We start from the raw sequence: 14,448 nt of genomic DNA, 5'->3' as shown, positions 1-14,448 counted from the left end.
TCCGAACGCGCCCACGGCACAGGCCAGTAGGACTGGCTGACGAAGCCGGGCGGAGCTTGCCGCCGTGGTGTCCGGGCCCTGCCCGGACACCACGGCGTGTACGCCGACACGGCGAGCCGAAACGGCCACCCGCAAGCCGGGCAGGACCCTGCAGTACCGTCCCCGGCGGAACCTCCGCGCCGCAGCGCACGCCGCCCCACGCACGGCACAGTCGGTGACCCTCCCCCACCAGGCGTCCGTCTGTCATCCCCTCCCCATGCAGGGACTCCGTTGTCGGCTGCCCGCCCCAGGAAGAACTGGCCATGCCCCCGTGCCGTGTTCACCTGGTGGTGCGCTCCGGGGGAATCGCCGTCACGAAGGCATCGAGAGCGTCGCGGTGCCGGGTGAGTTCGTCGATGCGCTGCTGCAGCCGGTCGCGTTCGTCCCGCAGGACATCCGCAAGCTCTGCCGGCACGTCCGTTGGCCGCATCTGCCTGTCGGGGCTGCCGTCCAGCTGGGGCAGCACCTGTTCGATGAGCGACGTCCGCAGTCCCGAGTCGAGCAGGCCCCTGATCTGGTGGACCCGCAGGACGGCGGACGCCGCGTAGTCCCGGTGCCCCCGGGCGTCACGGTCCGCCGCCAAGAGGCGCTGCTCCTCGTAGTACCGCAGCAGTCGCACCGGGACGCCGGTGCGGCGCGACAGCTCTCCGATGCGCATGGTGTCCACCTCTCCGCGGTCCCGGTATTTGACCTCTCACTGGTGTCATGATGCAACGCTCGCAGGAGCCGGCGCACGGCCGGCCGACTCCAGAGAGCAAGGTGCCCCCTATGAAAGCCGTCGGTTTCCGTTCCTTCGGCCCCCCAGACGTCCTGGAACTGCTCGATCTGCCGGACGAGAGGCCGCTCCCGGGCCAGGTGCGCATCCGCGTCCGTGCGGCCGGGCTGAGTGCGCCGGACGACGCCATACGCCTGGGCTGGTTCCAGCCGCCCGGTACCACGCCCGACTTCCCCACCGTTCCGGGGTATGAAGCAGCCGGGGTGGTCGAGGAAGCAGGAGAGGACACGCCCTTCCGGGCCGGAGACGAGGTGATGGCGTTCACTTCGCCCGGCGTGCCGGGAATTGGCACCTTCGGTGCCCACGCGGAGTATCTGGTGGTCCCCGCCGCGCAAGTGGCCCCCAAACCGGCCGGCCTCGACTTCGATGCAGCCGCGACCCTGCCCATGGGCGGGCTCACCGCCCGCATGACCCTCGACCTGCTCGGCCTCTCCGCCGGGGACACCCTGGTCGTGACCGGGGCCGCGGGCGTGGTCGGCGGATACATCGTGCAACTTGCCAAAACCGACGGACTGACGGTCGTCGCACACGGCTTGCCCGGCTCCGCCGACCGGTTGCAGGCCCTCGGCGCCGACCACGTGGTCGAACGGAGCGATGCCATGGCCGAGCAGGTGCGAGCCCTGCTGCCGGATGGCGCCGACGGACTCGCCGACACGGCGGGACTCAACGCCGCGGCTGTCGCCGCAGTCCGCGACGGTGGCAGCATGGCGACGCTCCGTTACTGGAACGGCGACCCGGACACCGGTTCGGCGCGCAATCCCTTCGGCTACGCCCCGCGCTCGCCCGGCCGGGGAATCCGTCTGGAGGCGACCTTGGTGACAAACTATGCGGGAGAGAACGCCAAGCTGCGCCGCATCGGCCGATTGGCCGAAGACGGGGCGCTCACTCCCTTCCTCGGTTCGCTCTTCCCGTTCGAGCAGGCGGAGGAAGCCACCCGTTTGCTGATCTCAGGCACGGCCCAGGGCCGCATCGTGCTGACCATGCCGCATTGAGAGTCAGCCACGTACAGGGCGTTTCGTTCAAATCATCTGGCTGACCAGATGAAGATAGCGGCGAGGTAGACGGTGGCGGTCTTGTCGTAGCAGGCGGCCAGACCGGGCCACTCTTGAGCCTGCTGATGCAGCAACATCTGATGGGCACAGGGCCGGAGAGACGACGCCACCGGCTGTCAGCGGGTTCTGCCAAACTTGCTCTCGATCTTGGAGGCGCGCACGCCGGACGTCGCCGATAGTGGGCCCCGCCCAGAGGACCCTGATTCCGCGCTGGCCGGAACGGCACCACCAGAATGCGGCCACCTCCGGCGGCAGGCTACAGCAGACAGTGACAGAGCCCCTGCCGCGCCCGGCGACGGGGCTCTGTCACGGCCGGCGATGGAAGGGGGCTTACCCTCGCCTGCGGCTCCCCACCCTGCCCAGCCTCGCTGGCAGGCGCCCGCCGATCGCCGCCTCTCGGGTAACATCGTCCGGCGCCGCCCTGTGCGGAGACCCGGGACTACGCCGGACCGCTCGTACACGCGGCCCCGGCCGGCGCGGAACCCGGCTGGGATGAACAGGACCGCGCTTCCAGGATGCGCTCCATCCGGCCGGGGTCATCGTGGCCAGGTGGAATGCCGCGCGATCGGGTACCCGCCGACAGAGACGGGTGCCGCAGCATCCGCATCGACGACACGGACTTCTCCATCACCTGTAACCCAATTGATCGGCTGGAGTTCCTGCAACGTGCAGGCCCCGCCGCGGACACCGCGGACCTGACCCAACCCCCGAACTGTTCGAGTGGCGCGGGGCAGGCCCATGCCGGTGCTGACGCGCCGCCGTTTGGGGTAGCTGCGAGGGCTGGCAACGGGTGCTGACCCGGCTCAATCCTGCCCAGCGCTGCCAGCCAGGCACGCCGCAGCAAGAGACGGCTTGCCCATGGGGCAGTAGAGGGCTTGCCCGGGTCAGCCGCTGTCCGGCTCCGGGCAGCGGCTGACCCACGACGGGACGGACCGTCCACCGATCTCCCGCCACCGCCTCACTACGCTGGAGAGCCAGGGAACGTACGAGAGACCGGGCAGACAGGACCGCAGGTCGTGGGCTCACCCTTCATGCCTCGCACACCGCGGCCCAGGACCTCGTCACGGACCACCACCCGATCTGTTCGAGGACCGTTGAGGGGGGTATGGAGGACACCGCAGCCCTGCCCCCGCTCCTCACCGCCGACCTCGCTCCTCAGCCCGGCGGATACTGGGACAGCACCGACCCGCCGATCTACTGCGCCGTCCTGCGCCAGTGGATCGAGGAAGGCAAGGAAGTGCCACGTCCCAGCTGCTCAAACCACATCTGACGTGGCGTCATCGGGCCGGTGGATCCGCCTTATCCACTGACATGCGTGTCGCCGATCAAACCGGACGAGCTGCTGACCGGCACACAGGCCACCGCACCGCTCGGGTACAAGAGCCTCCAGAGCTTCTCCAGCACCTGGCCCAAGGACGGATCCCAGGCCTGGCAAAGCCGCACGCCAGAAAGGCGGCGCCCGCGACGGACCTGTGCACGTGGAAACGCAGCACCGCCTTCGCCGGACACAACCACCAGAACCTGCTGTGGTGGATGTGCGCCAGCACCCCCCTGGCGGGCTGCAGCGCCGTGGTCGCCGACGACCAGTACAGCATCCTGCTGGGGCGTCCTGCGACCGGCCCCGGCACCTGGCTCCACTCGGGCGGCGTGTGCGCCTCCCGCCCCATCCGCGTCGACGTGCCCACCCTACGACGCAGCGCCCGAGGGCTTCCGGCGCCAGGACCCGAGCAGGTCGCCTGTACCGGGAAATGCCGAACCGGCGCGGTTGCGCCCCGCGGCCCGATGCCCTCGGCGGGGACGCCTGCCACTCCTGCGCCCCTCCCGTAATGCGGCTGCGGCGGGGCCGGGCCACCCTGATCTCAGTCAACAGGGGCCACCGCCGAACCCTTATCGCCATGGGCAGGCCCTCGCCCGCACGGTCCGTCGAGGCAGCACCAGAGCACCGCACCGCGGCCTTCCGTGCTGTGGCCTTGTCACGCGCAAACACGAGGCCGGACCTGCTGCCGAGGGCGGCCAAGGCGGGATCAAACATAGCAGGCATCAGCGCTGCGGTGAATGCGCCCGCCAGAGATGGACCCTGTGTCCCCTTGCCCGCAACTACGGCCCCGACGGGCCGGATCCGCGCTGGAACGGCACGACAGCGACCGGACGACGGCCCAGGGGACGTCCCTCTGAGGAATCTGCGGGGCGCCGGGGCGGCCGGATCGGTGCGCAGGCCCTGTGACGTCCCCGGGTGCAGCGGCCTGTGCGTCTGCAGCCACCGCGGCAGACCACCCTTGCGAATGGCTCACACCGGTTGCAGCGCCCACCGGGGTGGCTGACGATCAAGACGAGCGCTTCCCGGCACCGAATCATCTGTTGATTTCAGCCAGTTCCCCTGGAATCAGCCTGGCCGGCGGCAGCTCGCGCGCGCCCACCCGGCGCTGCTCCCGTACAGAGGTACGCGGCGGTGCAGGGGACATCGCTGGGACGGATAACCGGATCATCACCGTCCGCGCGTTTTTTGCTGCGCTCAACTTCCCGTCCGCACAATGCTGCAGGAGAGTCGTGTTGCGAATACGACGCGGCGTCAAGAACACTGGCCGCCTCAGCAGCCACCCCAGGGGGCACGCGCCTCCGCATCGGCCTGGGAGCGTTGTGCCTCGCGCTTCCCCTGGTGGGCATGCCGGCAGGAACATCCACGGCCTCGTCCGACGAGCCCGGGTCCAAGGCGATCGGCCTGCCCGCGTACTCCTCCATCTCGCTGCTCCTGCCCCCAAACGTCCCCAGTCAGGGCTTCGAGGCGACCGCGACGAGTGAGCTCAGCGACGAAGTGAACCTGGCCCCCGGCATCATCATCCGCCCCAGCGTCCTGGACTCCGTGGGGGTCGTGATGTCCAGCTGGGCTTGCCAGAGCGGGCGCTGGAACACCAACAACTGCGTGTCGGGCCGTGGCTCGACCTTCACGCACCCCCTGACGGTGAACGTCTACGCGGTGGACAATTCGACCGGGACGCCGAAGCCCGGCGCCCTGCTCGCAACCCGCACGCAGACCGCCCGGCTCCAGTACCGGCCCTCGGCCGACGCCACCCACTGCGCCGGCGCGAACGCCGGCAAGTGGTACGACCTCCTCAGCCGTAGCTGCAACAACGGCATCGCCCAGACCGTCACCTTCGACTTCCCCGGCTCGGCGAAGCTGCCCCGGCAGGTCATCTGGACCGTCGCCTACAACACCACTCACTTCGGGGCCAACCCGATCGGTCAGACCTCTCCCTGCTACACCTCCGGCCCCGGCTGCCCCTACGACGCACTTTAACGTCGGAGCCCAGACATTCCCCGGAGCATCCGTCGTGGGAACCGACGTCGACCCCAACGGCGCCTTCTTGAAGTCGAGCCGCGGTGCTGCCTGCTGCGACGCGGCACGGGCGGCACCGGCACCCTGCGACTCGACACCCCCTGCTGGAGCGGCTTCACACCCCTGGCCACGATCAGTACCCGCTTCCTCTGACCGCGCAGCCCGGCACCCGCGGTGCAGGTGGAGCCGACAGCCTCGCTACCTGCACCGCAGCCAACACGGTCGCGAACCGTCGGCGCGGCAAATGTCATGCCGTCGTTGCGTCGATTGGGCGCCTTTTTTTGGACTTTTGGATTGTCGGGGCGGTTCTTGGAATTGCGGGTTGCAGGTCCGCCTGAGACCGTCAGCCCGATGAGCGCGGGGCTCCCGCCGGGGACGCGTCCGGCAGTTCCTCGACCGCCATCGGCCCGCCCGCCTCGGCCTCGGTGGACGGCACGCGGCGGAACACGGCCCGCAGCGCGCTGACGGCGGGCTCGGTCCAACGGGCGGCCAGGGGACCGGCGATGACCAGGATCAGGACGTACGCGGTGGCCAGCGGGCCGATCCGGGGCTGACTGGCGACGGCCAGTCCCGCGATGACGATCGAGAACTCGCCACGGGCCACGAGCGTGCCGCCGGCCCGCAGGCGGCCCCGCGTGTGGATGCCGGCCCGGCGCGCCGCGTACCAGCCCGTCATGATCTTGGTGACCGTGGTCACGGCGGCCAGCGCGAGCGCCGGCAGCAGCACCGGCGGGATGGCGGACGGGTCGGTGGACAGGCCGAAGAACACGAAGAAGACGGCCGCGAACAGGTCGCGCAGCGGCATCAGCAGCCGGCTGGCGCCCTCGGCCGCCTCCCCGGACAGCGCGATGCCCACGAGGAACGCGCCGACGGCGGCGGAGACCTGGAGCTTCTGCGCGAACCCCGCGACGACCAGGGCCAGTCCGAAGACGACGAGCAGCAGCATCTCCGGGTTCTCCGAGGAGACCGCCTTGCTCAGCAGGCGTCCGTGGCGCAGTGCCAGGAACAGCACCGCGCCCACGGTGCCCATGGCGATGGCGAGGGCCAGTCCGCCGGCCGCCAGGCCGATGCCGGCGAGCAGGGTGGTGAGCAGCGGGAGGTAGACCGCCATGGCCAGGTCCTCGATGACGAGGACGCCGAGGATGACGGGGGTCTCGCGGTTGCCGAGCCGTCCGAGGTCGGTCAGTACCTTGGCGATGACGCCCGAGGAGGAGATCCAGGTGACGCCGGCGAGCGCGACGGCCGCCACGGGGCCCCAGCCCAGCAGCAGCGCCGCGGCGGCCCCGGGCACGGCGTTGAGGGCGAAGTCGACCAGGCCCGAGGGGTACTGCGTGCGCAGGCTGGTGACCAGTTCGGAGGCGCTGTACTCCAGGCCGAGCAGCAGCAGGAGCAGGATCACCCCGATCTCGGCGCCCACGGCGGTGAAGTCCTCGCTGGCGTCCAGCGGCAGCAGGCCGCCGTGCCCGAACGCGAGTCCCGCCAGCAGGTACAGGGGTATGGGCGAGAGCCCGAGGCGTCCGGCGAAGCGCCCGATGAGCCCCAGTCCGAGGATGACGGCGCCGAGTTCGATGAGGAGTTCGGTGGTGTCGTGCATCCTCACTCCCCCGCCACGATCGCGGCGAGCGCGTCCACGCCCTCGCGGGTGCCGACGACGACCAGTGTGTCGCCGATCGCCAACCGGAAGTCCGGCCCCGGGGAGGGGTGGGCGCTCGTCCTGCGCATGACGGCGACGATGGACGCGCCGGTGCGGGTCCGCGCGCGGGTGTCGCCGAGCAGTCGCCCGGCGTACGGGGAACGCAAGTTCACCGGGATCTGCTCGGTGACGAGGCCGATCCCGTCGGTGTGCACGGCCTCCAGCGGGGTGGGGTCGAGGAGCCGGGCCAGCACGGCGGCCTCGTCGCCCTCCAGTGGTATCGACATCTGGCACGAATCGGGGTCCTCGGCGCCGTAGAAGCCCAGGAAGCGCCTGCCGTCCTGGTGGACCACCACCGACAGGTGCCGTCCCGCGCGGGTGGTGACGTCGTACTGCGTTCCGACGCCGGGAAGGGTCGTCCGCCGAGTTCCCACTCTTTCCTCCCAGGGGGTGTCCCATGGTGTCGCTGCATGGCCGGGCGGGTGGCACAGCCCTCGACGTCCCGAACCCACGACACGGGTAACACTGCAGCAGGCCTGGCCACCAGCGCATTTTACCCTATCATTACGCTTCAGCTGATCCATTCCCGGACCCCAGAGATCCGGCAACCTTCTTCCTCAAAGGCGGATAGACATGACCTGATCGTCCATGACGCCTGATTGGGCAGGGTACTGAGAATATGACCCCGCATAGCCTGCCGGGTAGAGCGGCCTGCCCGGCGATGACCTGGCCTCGTCGAACACCCCGTCCCCCCATGGCGACGGAGCCGAAGGGTAGCCCGCCTGGGCTGGACCTAGTGATGCGTGACTTCACAGCAGCCATGCTCAACACCAAGTGGTGCGCAACATCACATACGTCACCGTCGGTTCGACCTGGCTGCGGCGTGATGCCACCGAGCGGAGCGGACGGCCACGTGCAGGGGGCCCCTCTGGCCGCTGCTGGGGTCGTTCGCACCACTGCTGGCAGTACCGCTAGAGTGCAAAGAACGCGTCAAGGAGCGCGGGGTGTGCCGGGAAGTCCGGTCGGCGTCCTGGATCCCATGTCCCTGTTGTCGCCATGCCCCTGAGGAACTCGCTGCGATGTCTTCGGCCCTACGGTTCCCCCGTTCCTCGGTGCCTTCCCTCCGGCTGCCGAGAAGCCTGCTCCCTCCTCTAGCTGGGCGGTTCAGCGCCTTGTTGGCTGCCCGGGCATCCGCCGCACTGGCCATCGGACTCGTCGGAGAGCAACCTCGCCTGGACTGCCCAGCCCTAGCGCGACGGAGGTTTGACGTCATGACCTGGAATTGGATCAGCCTCCCCGGACGTCTCCGGTGTGCCCACGCGGCTGGGGCCTGCCGGCCTCTACTCCCTCGCAGCTTTCAGCATCGCGTCCGACCGGTGCTTCGCTTGCGATCACTGTGACCACCACCACCAGAACAGTCCTCGGCGTGGCCGGATACACGTTCGTGACCCCTGCCACCCGCCGAGTAAGGATTTCTACGCTATGAGGGACAAGCCACGTTCGGTGCGCCAGGTCTGGTCCGTTGCCATCTGGTGGCTACTCCTCGCACTGGCGCTTTGGTCGTTGGCCAAGGCAGTCGGCCAACCCGCGTCCCTCACACAGTGCATCGCGTCCGCCGCTCTTCTCACCGCAATCGGGGAAATCGGTAACTGGCTGCGCCGACGCTGGACGGGCCGCCAAGCCGCAAGGCGGTAGGATCTGGCATTGCCACCGCAGTAGCTGGCATCAGTCACCTCGGCTGGATGTGGCGGCAGCTCCACCATTGCGGCGTGCTGGTGGTGGGCCCGGCGGACGGTGGAATCGACGTTGGGTCCCAGATGCTCAAGATCCTTCGCATTCGCCGGGGCTTGGAGCTCGGTGAAGATCCGCTGCCAGGTGCCGTCCCGCTGCCGGCGGCGGAACGGGTCGTATACCCGCTCCCATGGCCCGTACTGCTCGGGCACGTCCCGCTGCGGGATGCCGGTGCAGACCCGGAACCGTATGTCGTCGGTCAACTGCCGCCGGGCCCATACCGCCGACCAGCCTTGTTGCCTGTCGGCAACAGCGGCCCCAGTCCAGCCCGCTGGTCGTTCGTCAGGTCTCCACGCGTCACGAATCAAGCTCATTTCGCATCAAGGTCTGCTTCCGATGCACGCCCGGTCGATGCCTCCTCGCCGTTGGATGACGCATCCGTTGCCACGGCGCGGAGCCTGCGTACAGGCAAGGCAGCACGTGTGGTTGTCAGGGCACCGATGAGCCAGTGAGAGCGTCCGGCCACGATGGGGCCGAGGACGGCGAGCACGAGGACGTAACCGGCGATGAACGGCGCGAGACGGCCGTCGAGTCCTGCGCTGGCGGCCATGGCGGCCAGGATGAGGGCGAACTCGCCTCGGGCCAGGAGAGTGGTGGCAATGTCTGCGGCAGGACGCGGGCCGTAGCCGTTCAGACGGGCGGCGAACAACCCGGCGGCCACGTTCATGACGACTGTGAGTGCGACGGCGGCGGCAACTGGTGCCGCTACGGAAATGAGGTCGCCTGGGTCAACCGCCAGTCCGAAGGCGAAGAAGAAGATTGCGGCGAACGCGTCCCGCAGCGGGTGGACCAGTTCACGGATACGTGGCCCCGAGGGGGTGCCTGCGAAGATCAGGCCGACCATGAAGGCGCCGATGGCGTCGGCGACCCCCAGCACTTCGGCGAGACCGGCGACCAGGACGACGACGCCCAGGAAGCTGATCACCAGCAGTTCATTGTCACGGATTGTGATCAGTCGCCCGATCAGTCGCGTGCCGTACCGGGCGGCCACGGCGAGAATCAGCAGGAATCCGAATGCTTTGGCTGCCTGCAGGATCGTGGGCGTCAGGCCCTGAGCTCCGCTGAGAACCGGTTGCAGCGCGGCCAAGTACAACGCGAGGAAGAGGTCCTCGACGACGATGACGCCCAGAATCAGGCGTGTCTCCGGGCGGCCGATGCGCCCCAGATCGATGAGGATCTTGGTGACGATCGCGGACGAGGAGATACCCAGGACGCCTGCCAGCACCAGGGCCTCCCGCGCGCCCCACCCCAGGGCGAAGCCGAACCCGAGGCCGGCTCCGACGTTCAGCAGCAGATAGATCCCGCCCGTCGCCAGAAGCCGCCTGCCGCCGCTTTTGAGGTCGTCCAGATGGAATTCCAGCCCCAGGTAGAACAGCAGGAGTACCAGCCCGAGTGCTGAGAGCATCTCCAGATCCTTGGCGTCCTCGACGAGGACGAGGCCAGGGGTGTGGGGGCCCAGCAGGATGCCCGCGAGTATGAACAGCGGGATAGTGGGGAGCCCGAATCGCCGGCCGAGGCGGGCGAGGAAAGCGGCGCCCAGAAAGGCACCACCCATCGCGAGCAGGGTGTCGGCATGTCCCACGGGTCACCACTTTCGCAGAGCGCAGTAGGCTCAATCGTTGGGGCGGCTGGGCGACGACGGACCAGTCCTCGAGGGGCAGGCGCCTCGTATCGGATCCGGAGGATTCGCGTGCTCCCTCGCGATGTGGATGACCGTTACGCCGGTTGATCGTGGCCTTTGTTCGGCGGTGTCGGGCGTCGGCTATCTGCCGACGTTGGAAAGGCACTGGTGACACGGTCGCCGGTATTTGACCGGGTAAGAAGCTCAGGGCAGGCGAGGCCGACGCCGCGGGTGCCTGGAGTGACGGCCCAAGTACTGCGCGGAGATCCCCGCCAGCACCAGGCCCGCCGCAATGAGCAGGCCCTGCGGCAGGAACAGCCCCGTGACCAGCAAGACAACCGAGACGGCCAGCATCAGCCAGGCCCCTCTGTGCCGGTATTCCCTCGGTTTATGCGGCCGCCCCGAGCCCATGCCGTGGGCAAACCGAGGGTCGCTGCGCGCCATCTGTGCTTCCAGATCCGCCAGCGGACTGTCGTCGAAGTGGGTCATAGCTCCTCCTCTCAAGAACCCGGCAGGGGCGGCGTCACTTCACGGTCACCCACGCCGCGACACTGGCGCAATCGGTGCCAGCACCCATTTCTCCTGGTGATGGGCCTGTAGCCGGCCTCGTATATGGGTGCCTACACCGATGGATCTCAGCTCGCTCTTCGTGCAGGCTGGTGAGTGCGACGCACTCGTCCCGCCACGGCAAGTGGGCGGGTGCCTGACCGGTTCACCGGGCCAGAGCGGTCATAGTGAGCGAAAGGGGGCACGAAGGAGGCGATGCGAGGTGCCCCTGTTCTGGCGCATCTTCTTGCTCAACGGTGTGGTGCTGATCGCGGCCACCGCACTGCTGTTGGGCCCGGTCACGGTCTCCACTCCCGTCCTGGCCTCTCAGGCCGCGGTTCTCGTCCTCGGACTGGCCGCCATGCTCATGTTCAACGCGGTGCTGCTTCGCATGGCACTCGCTCCCCTGCAACGCCTCACGCGGGCCATGAACACCACCGACCTGCTGAGGCCAGGCACGCGTCCCGCCGCTGGGGGACACGGTGAGATCGGCGAACTGATCGCCACCTTCAACACCATGCTCGACCGCCTGGAGACCGAACGCGCCACCAGCGCAGGTCGCGCCCTGTCAGCGCAGGAAGCCGAACGCCACCGCATCGCCCAAGAACTCCACGACGAGATCGGCCAGACCCTCACCGCAGTCCTGCTCGACCTCAAACGCCTCGCCGACCACGCACCGCCGGCCATGCGGGAGGAATTCCACCAAGTGCAGGAGACCACCCGCGCCAGCCTGGACGAGATCCGCCGCATCGCCCGGCGCCTACGCCCCGGAGTCCTGGAGGAACTCGGTCTGGCCAGCGCGCTCAAAGCCCTGACCACCGAGTTCACCACCTCCGGACTCACTGCGCACCACCACCTCGACACTGACCTGCCGTCATTGACCAACGACGCCGAACTCGTCCTCTATCGCGTTGCCCAGGAAAGCCTCACCAACACTGCCCGCCATGCGGGCGCCAAGCGCGTCGACCTCACCCTCCACCACACGCCAGACAGCGTGGAAATACTCATCTGCGACGACGGCCACGGACTCGGCCAAACCCCCGAAGGCGCCGGCATCCGCGGCATGCGCGAACGCGCCCTGCTCATCGGCGCCGACCTCATCATCGACACCCGCACCGAAGGCGGCACCGAGGTACGCCTGGTCGTGCCCACCCACCACGAAAGCCACTGAACATGCCCGAGGCGCACACGACACGCATCCTCCTCGCCGACGACCACGCCCTGGTACGCCGCGGAGTCCGCCTCATCCTGGACAGCAACCCTGGCCTGACTGTCGTCGCCGAAGCCGGTGACGGCGCCGAAGCCATCGCCATGGCGCGCCTCCACCACCCGGACCTGGCAATTCTCGACATCGCGATGCCCCGCCTGACCGGCCTCCAAGCAGCCCGCGAACTCTCCCGCGAACAACCGAACCTCAGCATCCTCATCCTGACCATGTACGACAACGAGCAGTACTTCTTCGAATCCCTGGCTGCCGGAGCCTCCGGCTACGTCCTCAAATCCGTCGCCGACCGCGACCTCGTGGAAGCCTGCCACGCCGCCGTCCGCGGCGAACCCTTTCTCTACCCCGGCGCCATCACCGCCCTCGTCCGCAACTTCCTTGACCGCGCCCGAGAAGGCGACACCATCCCCGCCAAGGCCATCACCGACCGCGAAGAGGAAATCCTCAAACTCGTCGCCGAAGGCCACACCTCGCAAGAAATCGCCGACCTCCTCGTCATCAGCATCAAGACCGTGGAACGCCACCGGGCCAATCTCCTGCAAAAGCTCGGCCTCAAAGACCGGCTAGAACTCACCCGCTACGCCATTCGCGTCGGCTTGATCGAACCGTAGCCCCAGCACGCGCCTTGTGGTGCGGAACGGTCTGCGCCGTGAGGCGCCGTGATTCGAGGACGATCAAAGGGGGCACCGTCCAGCCATTCGTGCAGTCGCACCCGTCAGGAAGGGGCACGCAATGGATCTATGGCTGATCTGGTTGATAATCGCAGCCATGTTGGCTGTGGCGGAGATCTTCACTCTCACTGCTGCGCTCGGAATTCTGGCTGGGGCCGCGTTGGTCACGGCAGGATTCGCCGCAGTCGGGCTTCCGCTGCTCTTCCAACCCTTGGTGTTCGCCATCGTCGCCACGGCCAGCGTACTGTTCGTCCGCCCCATCGTCCGGCGCCACATACTCCAACCCGGGGTGGAGCGATTCGGAGTAGAAGCACTGGTCGGCGAGACCGCTTATGTCGTCACAGAGGTAACAGGCCTGGGCGGCACGGTTCGCATCGGCGGCGAGGAATGGACGGCCCGCGCCTATGACGAGACGATGGTGATTCCTCCCGGAACAACCGTCGATGTCATCGAGATCAGCGGCGCCACCGCACTTGTCTACCCCCGGGAGTGAACCATGGAATCCTCGGTGTTCGTCATCGCTGCACTGATCATCGCGCTTTTGGCAGTCTTCACCGTGCTGCGGGCGGTACGCATCGTGCCCCAAGCACGCGCTCGCAATGTCGAACGACTCGGCCGCTACCACCGCACATTGAAACCCGGCCTCAACGTCGTCATCCCCTACGTCGACCGCGTCTATCCGGAGATCGACCTGCGGGAACAGGTCGTCTCCTTCAAACCGCAACCGGTCATCACGGAGGACAATCTGGTCGTCGAGATCGACACCGTCCTGTACTTCCAGGTCACCGACCCACGAGCAGCCGCCTATGAGATCGCGAACTTCCTCCAGGCAGTCGAGCAGCTCACCGTCACTACCTTGCGCAACGTCGTTGGATCCATGGACCTGGAAAGGACTCTCACCTCACGCGACACCATCAACAACCAGCTCCGAGGTGTGCTGGACGAGGCCACCGGCAAGTGGGGGCTAAGAGTCAACCGGGTGGAGATCAAGGCCATCGACCCCCCGCAGTCCATCAAGGACGCGATGGAGAAGCAGATGCGGGCCGAGCGGGACAAGCGGGCCGCGATTCTCGGGGCCGAAGGACAACGCCAGTCGCAAATACTCACCGCTGAAGGCGACAAGCAGTCTGCTGTCCTTCGCGCGGAGGGCAATCGTACCGCTGCCGTCCTCCAAGCCGAGGGCCAGTCCCGGGCCATTGATGAGGTCTTCCAGGCAGTGCACCGCAACGACCCCGACCCCAAACTGCTCGCCTACCAATACCTCCAGATGCTGCCCCAACTCGCGCAAGGTTCGGGCAGCACATTCTGGGTAATCCCCAGCGAGGTCACCTCCGCACTCCAGGGTGTGTCCCGCGCCTTCAGCCGGGAACTACCCAAGTCAGCGGCCACCCGTGAAAGCTCCTCAGACGACAGGGCTGCCCAGGCCGCCAACGACGCGGCGCAGGCCGCAGAAGCCGCCGCCGAGGCCCTTGCGGACGCGGTCAAGGCCGACGGCGTCACCTCCAACGCCTTCCCGCCCCGCGCCACCGCAAGCTGCGACCCGGGAGAAACCGGTAAGTAGACGCCACCCGCACACCGGCGGAGACAAGCAGCGGATCGGCTGCTCGTCGGAACCGGCCTCGCCGACCGCGCACTCACCGAACTGACCGGTCTGCCCACCGGGGAACCGGACGACGCCTATGCCTGGCGCCTGCTCGCCCGGTGCCACACCGAACTGGGCGACCACACTCTCAGACCCTCCAGTCGACCGAAAAGTCATCAAAC

The 14,448-nt window shown here is 68.1% G+C and carries 13 protein-coding genes; 7 read left to right on the top strand and 6 right to left on the bottom strand.

Going from position 1 to position 14,448, the window contains the following annotated elements; translation table 11 throughout:
• Positions 1-319: 319 nt before the first annotated feature.
• The gene (locus tag ABZ883_RS41560) at positions 320-697 is read right to left on the bottom strand and encodes a MerR family transcriptional regulator (RefSeq protein ID WP_360917019.1); all 378 of its coding nucleotides are present in this window, start codon (positions 695-697) and stop codon (positions 320-322) included.
• A 110-nt stretch (positions 698-807) separates the two neighbouring features.
• On the opposite strand from ABZ883_RS41560, the gene ABZ883_RS41555 reads away from it, so the two are divergent.
• The 3 genes from ABZ883_RS41555 (at position 808) to ABZ883_RS41545 (ending at position 5,161) form a co-directional block, all read left to right on the top strand.
• Entirely contained in the window at positions 808-1,806 is a 999-nt protein-coding gene (locus tag ABZ883_RS41555) for an NADP-dependent oxidoreductase (RefSeq protein WP_360917016.1), read from the top strand.
• Positions 1,807-2,971: 1,165 nt separating this feature from the next.
• On the top strand, positions 2,972-3,136 hold the full coding sequence (locus tag ABZ883_RS41550; protein WP_360917013.1) for a hypothetical protein: 165 nt from the start codon (positions 2,972-2,974) through the stop codon (positions 3,134-3,136).
• 1,392 nt (positions 3,137-4,528) lie between these two features.
• On the top strand, positions 4,529-5,161 hold the full coding sequence (locus tag ABZ883_RS41545) for a hypothetical protein (RefSeq protein ID WP_360917010.1): 633 nt from the start codon (positions 4,529-4,531) through the stop codon (positions 5,159-5,161).
• Positions 5,162-5,543: 382 nt separating this feature from the next.
• On the opposite strand, the gene ABZ883_RS41540 is transcribed toward ABZ883_RS41545, so the two are convergent.
• From ABZ883_RS41540 to ABZ883_RS41520, 5 genes are all read right to left on the bottom strand, one after another.
• Complete coding sequence (locus tag ABZ883_RS41540; protein WP_360917003.1) at positions 5,544-6,794, bottom strand: cation:proton antiporter; 1,251 nt, start codon at positions 6,792-6,794, stop codon at positions 5,544-5,546.
• Positions 6,795-6,796: 2 nt separating this feature from the next.
• Entirely contained in the window at positions 6,797-7,267 is a 471-nt protein-coding gene (locus ABZ883_RS41535; protein ID WP_360916999.1) for a TrkA C-terminal domain-containing protein, read from the bottom strand.
• 1,041 nt (positions 7,268-8,308) lie between these two features.
• Entirely contained in the window at positions 8,309-8,938 is a 630-nt protein-coding gene (locus ABZ883_RS41530) for a transposase (protein ID WP_360916996.1), read from the bottom strand.
• Complete coding sequence (locus tag ABZ883_RS41525; RefSeq protein ID WP_360916993.1) at positions 8,935-10,206, bottom strand: cation:proton antiporter; 1,272 nt, start codon at positions 10,204-10,206, stop codon at positions 8,935-8,937. The genes ABZ883_RS41530 and ABZ883_RS41525 overlap by 4 nt, the downstream gene beginning before the upstream one ends.
• A 243-nt stretch (positions 10,207-10,449) precedes the next feature.
• Positions 10,450-10,734, bottom strand: a complete 285-nt coding sequence (locus ABZ883_RS41520) for a DUF3040 domain-containing protein (protein WP_360916990.1) — start codon at positions 10,732-10,734, stop codon at positions 10,450-10,452.
• Positions 10,735-11,014: 280 nt separating this feature from the next.
• Between ABZ883_RS41520 and ABZ883_RS41515 the strand changes: the two genes are divergently transcribed.
• From ABZ883_RS41515 to ABZ883_RS41500, 4 genes are all read left to right on the top strand, one after another.
• A complete protein-coding gene (locus ABZ883_RS41515) occupies positions 11,015-11,962 on the top strand; it encodes a histidine kinase (protein WP_360916987.1) in 948 nt (315 codons plus the stop codon).
• Positions 11,963-11,964: 2 nt separating this feature from the next.
• Positions 11,965-12,624, top strand: coding sequence for a response regulator transcription factor (locus ABZ883_RS41510; protein WP_360916984.1), 660 nt, complete (start codon positions 11,965-11,967; stop codon positions 12,622-12,624).
• 121 nt (positions 12,625-12,745) lie between these two features.
• On the top strand, positions 12,746-13,177 hold the full coding sequence (locus ABZ883_RS41505; RefSeq protein ID WP_360916981.1) for an NfeD family protein: 432 nt from the start codon (positions 12,746-12,748) through the stop codon (positions 13,175-13,177).
• A 3-nt stretch (positions 13,178-13,180) separates the two neighbouring features.
• A complete protein-coding gene (locus tag ABZ883_RS41500) occupies positions 13,181-14,245 on the top strand; it encodes an SPFH domain-containing protein (protein WP_360916978.1) in 1,065 nt (354 codons plus the stop codon).
• Positions 14,246-14,448 lie beyond the last annotated feature (203 nt).

The organism is Streptomyces sp. NPDC046977, assembly GCF_040644455.1.
In the GTDB taxonomy this organism is placed as follows: Bacteria; Actinomycetota; Actinomycetes; order Streptomycetales; family Streptomycetaceae; genus Actinacidiphila.
This window is presented reverse-complemented; position numbering and strand designations above follow the sequence as displayed.

Bases quoted from the DNA above. Each gene is read 5' to 3' on its own strand.
- ABZ883_RS41500 (WP_360916978.1), top strand. From the start codon at position 13,181: ATGGAATCCTCGGTGTTCGTCATCGCTGCACTGATCATCGCGCTTTTG.
- ABZ883_RS41560 (WP_360917019.1), bottom strand. From the start codon at position 697: ATGCGCATCGGAGAGCTGTCGCGCCGCACCGGCGTCCCGGTGCGACTG.
- ABZ883_RS41540 (WP_360917003.1), bottom strand. From the start codon at position 6,794: ATGCACGACACCACCGAACTCCTCATCGAACTCGGCGCCGTCATCCTC.
- ABZ883_RS41555 (WP_360917016.1), top strand. From the start codon at position 808: ATGAAAGCCGTCGGTTTCCGTTCCTTCGGCCCCCCAGACGTCCTGGAA.
- ABZ883_RS41510 (WP_360916984.1), top strand. From the start codon at position 11,965: ATGCCCGAGGCGCACACGACACGCATCCTCCTCGCCGACGACCACGCC.
- ABZ883_RS41550 (WP_360917013.1), top strand. From the start codon at position 2,972: ATGGAGGACACCGCAGCCCTGCCCCCGCTCCTCACCGCCGACCTCGCT.
- ABZ883_RS41505 (WP_360916981.1), top strand. From the start codon at position 12,746: ATGGATCTATGGCTGATCTGGTTGATAATCGCAGCCATGTTGGCTGTG.
- ABZ883_RS41545 (WP_360917010.1), top strand. From the start codon at position 4,529: ATGCCGGCAGGAACATCCACGGCCTCGTCCGACGAGCCCGGGTCCAAG.
- ABZ883_RS41530 (WP_360916996.1), bottom strand. From the start codon at position 8,938: ATGAGCTTGATTCGTGACGCGTGGAGACCTGACGAACGACCAGCGGGC.
- ABZ883_RS41520 (WP_360916990.1), bottom strand. From the start codon at position 10,734: ATGACCCACTTCGACGACAGTCCGCTGGCGGATCTGGAAGCACAGATG.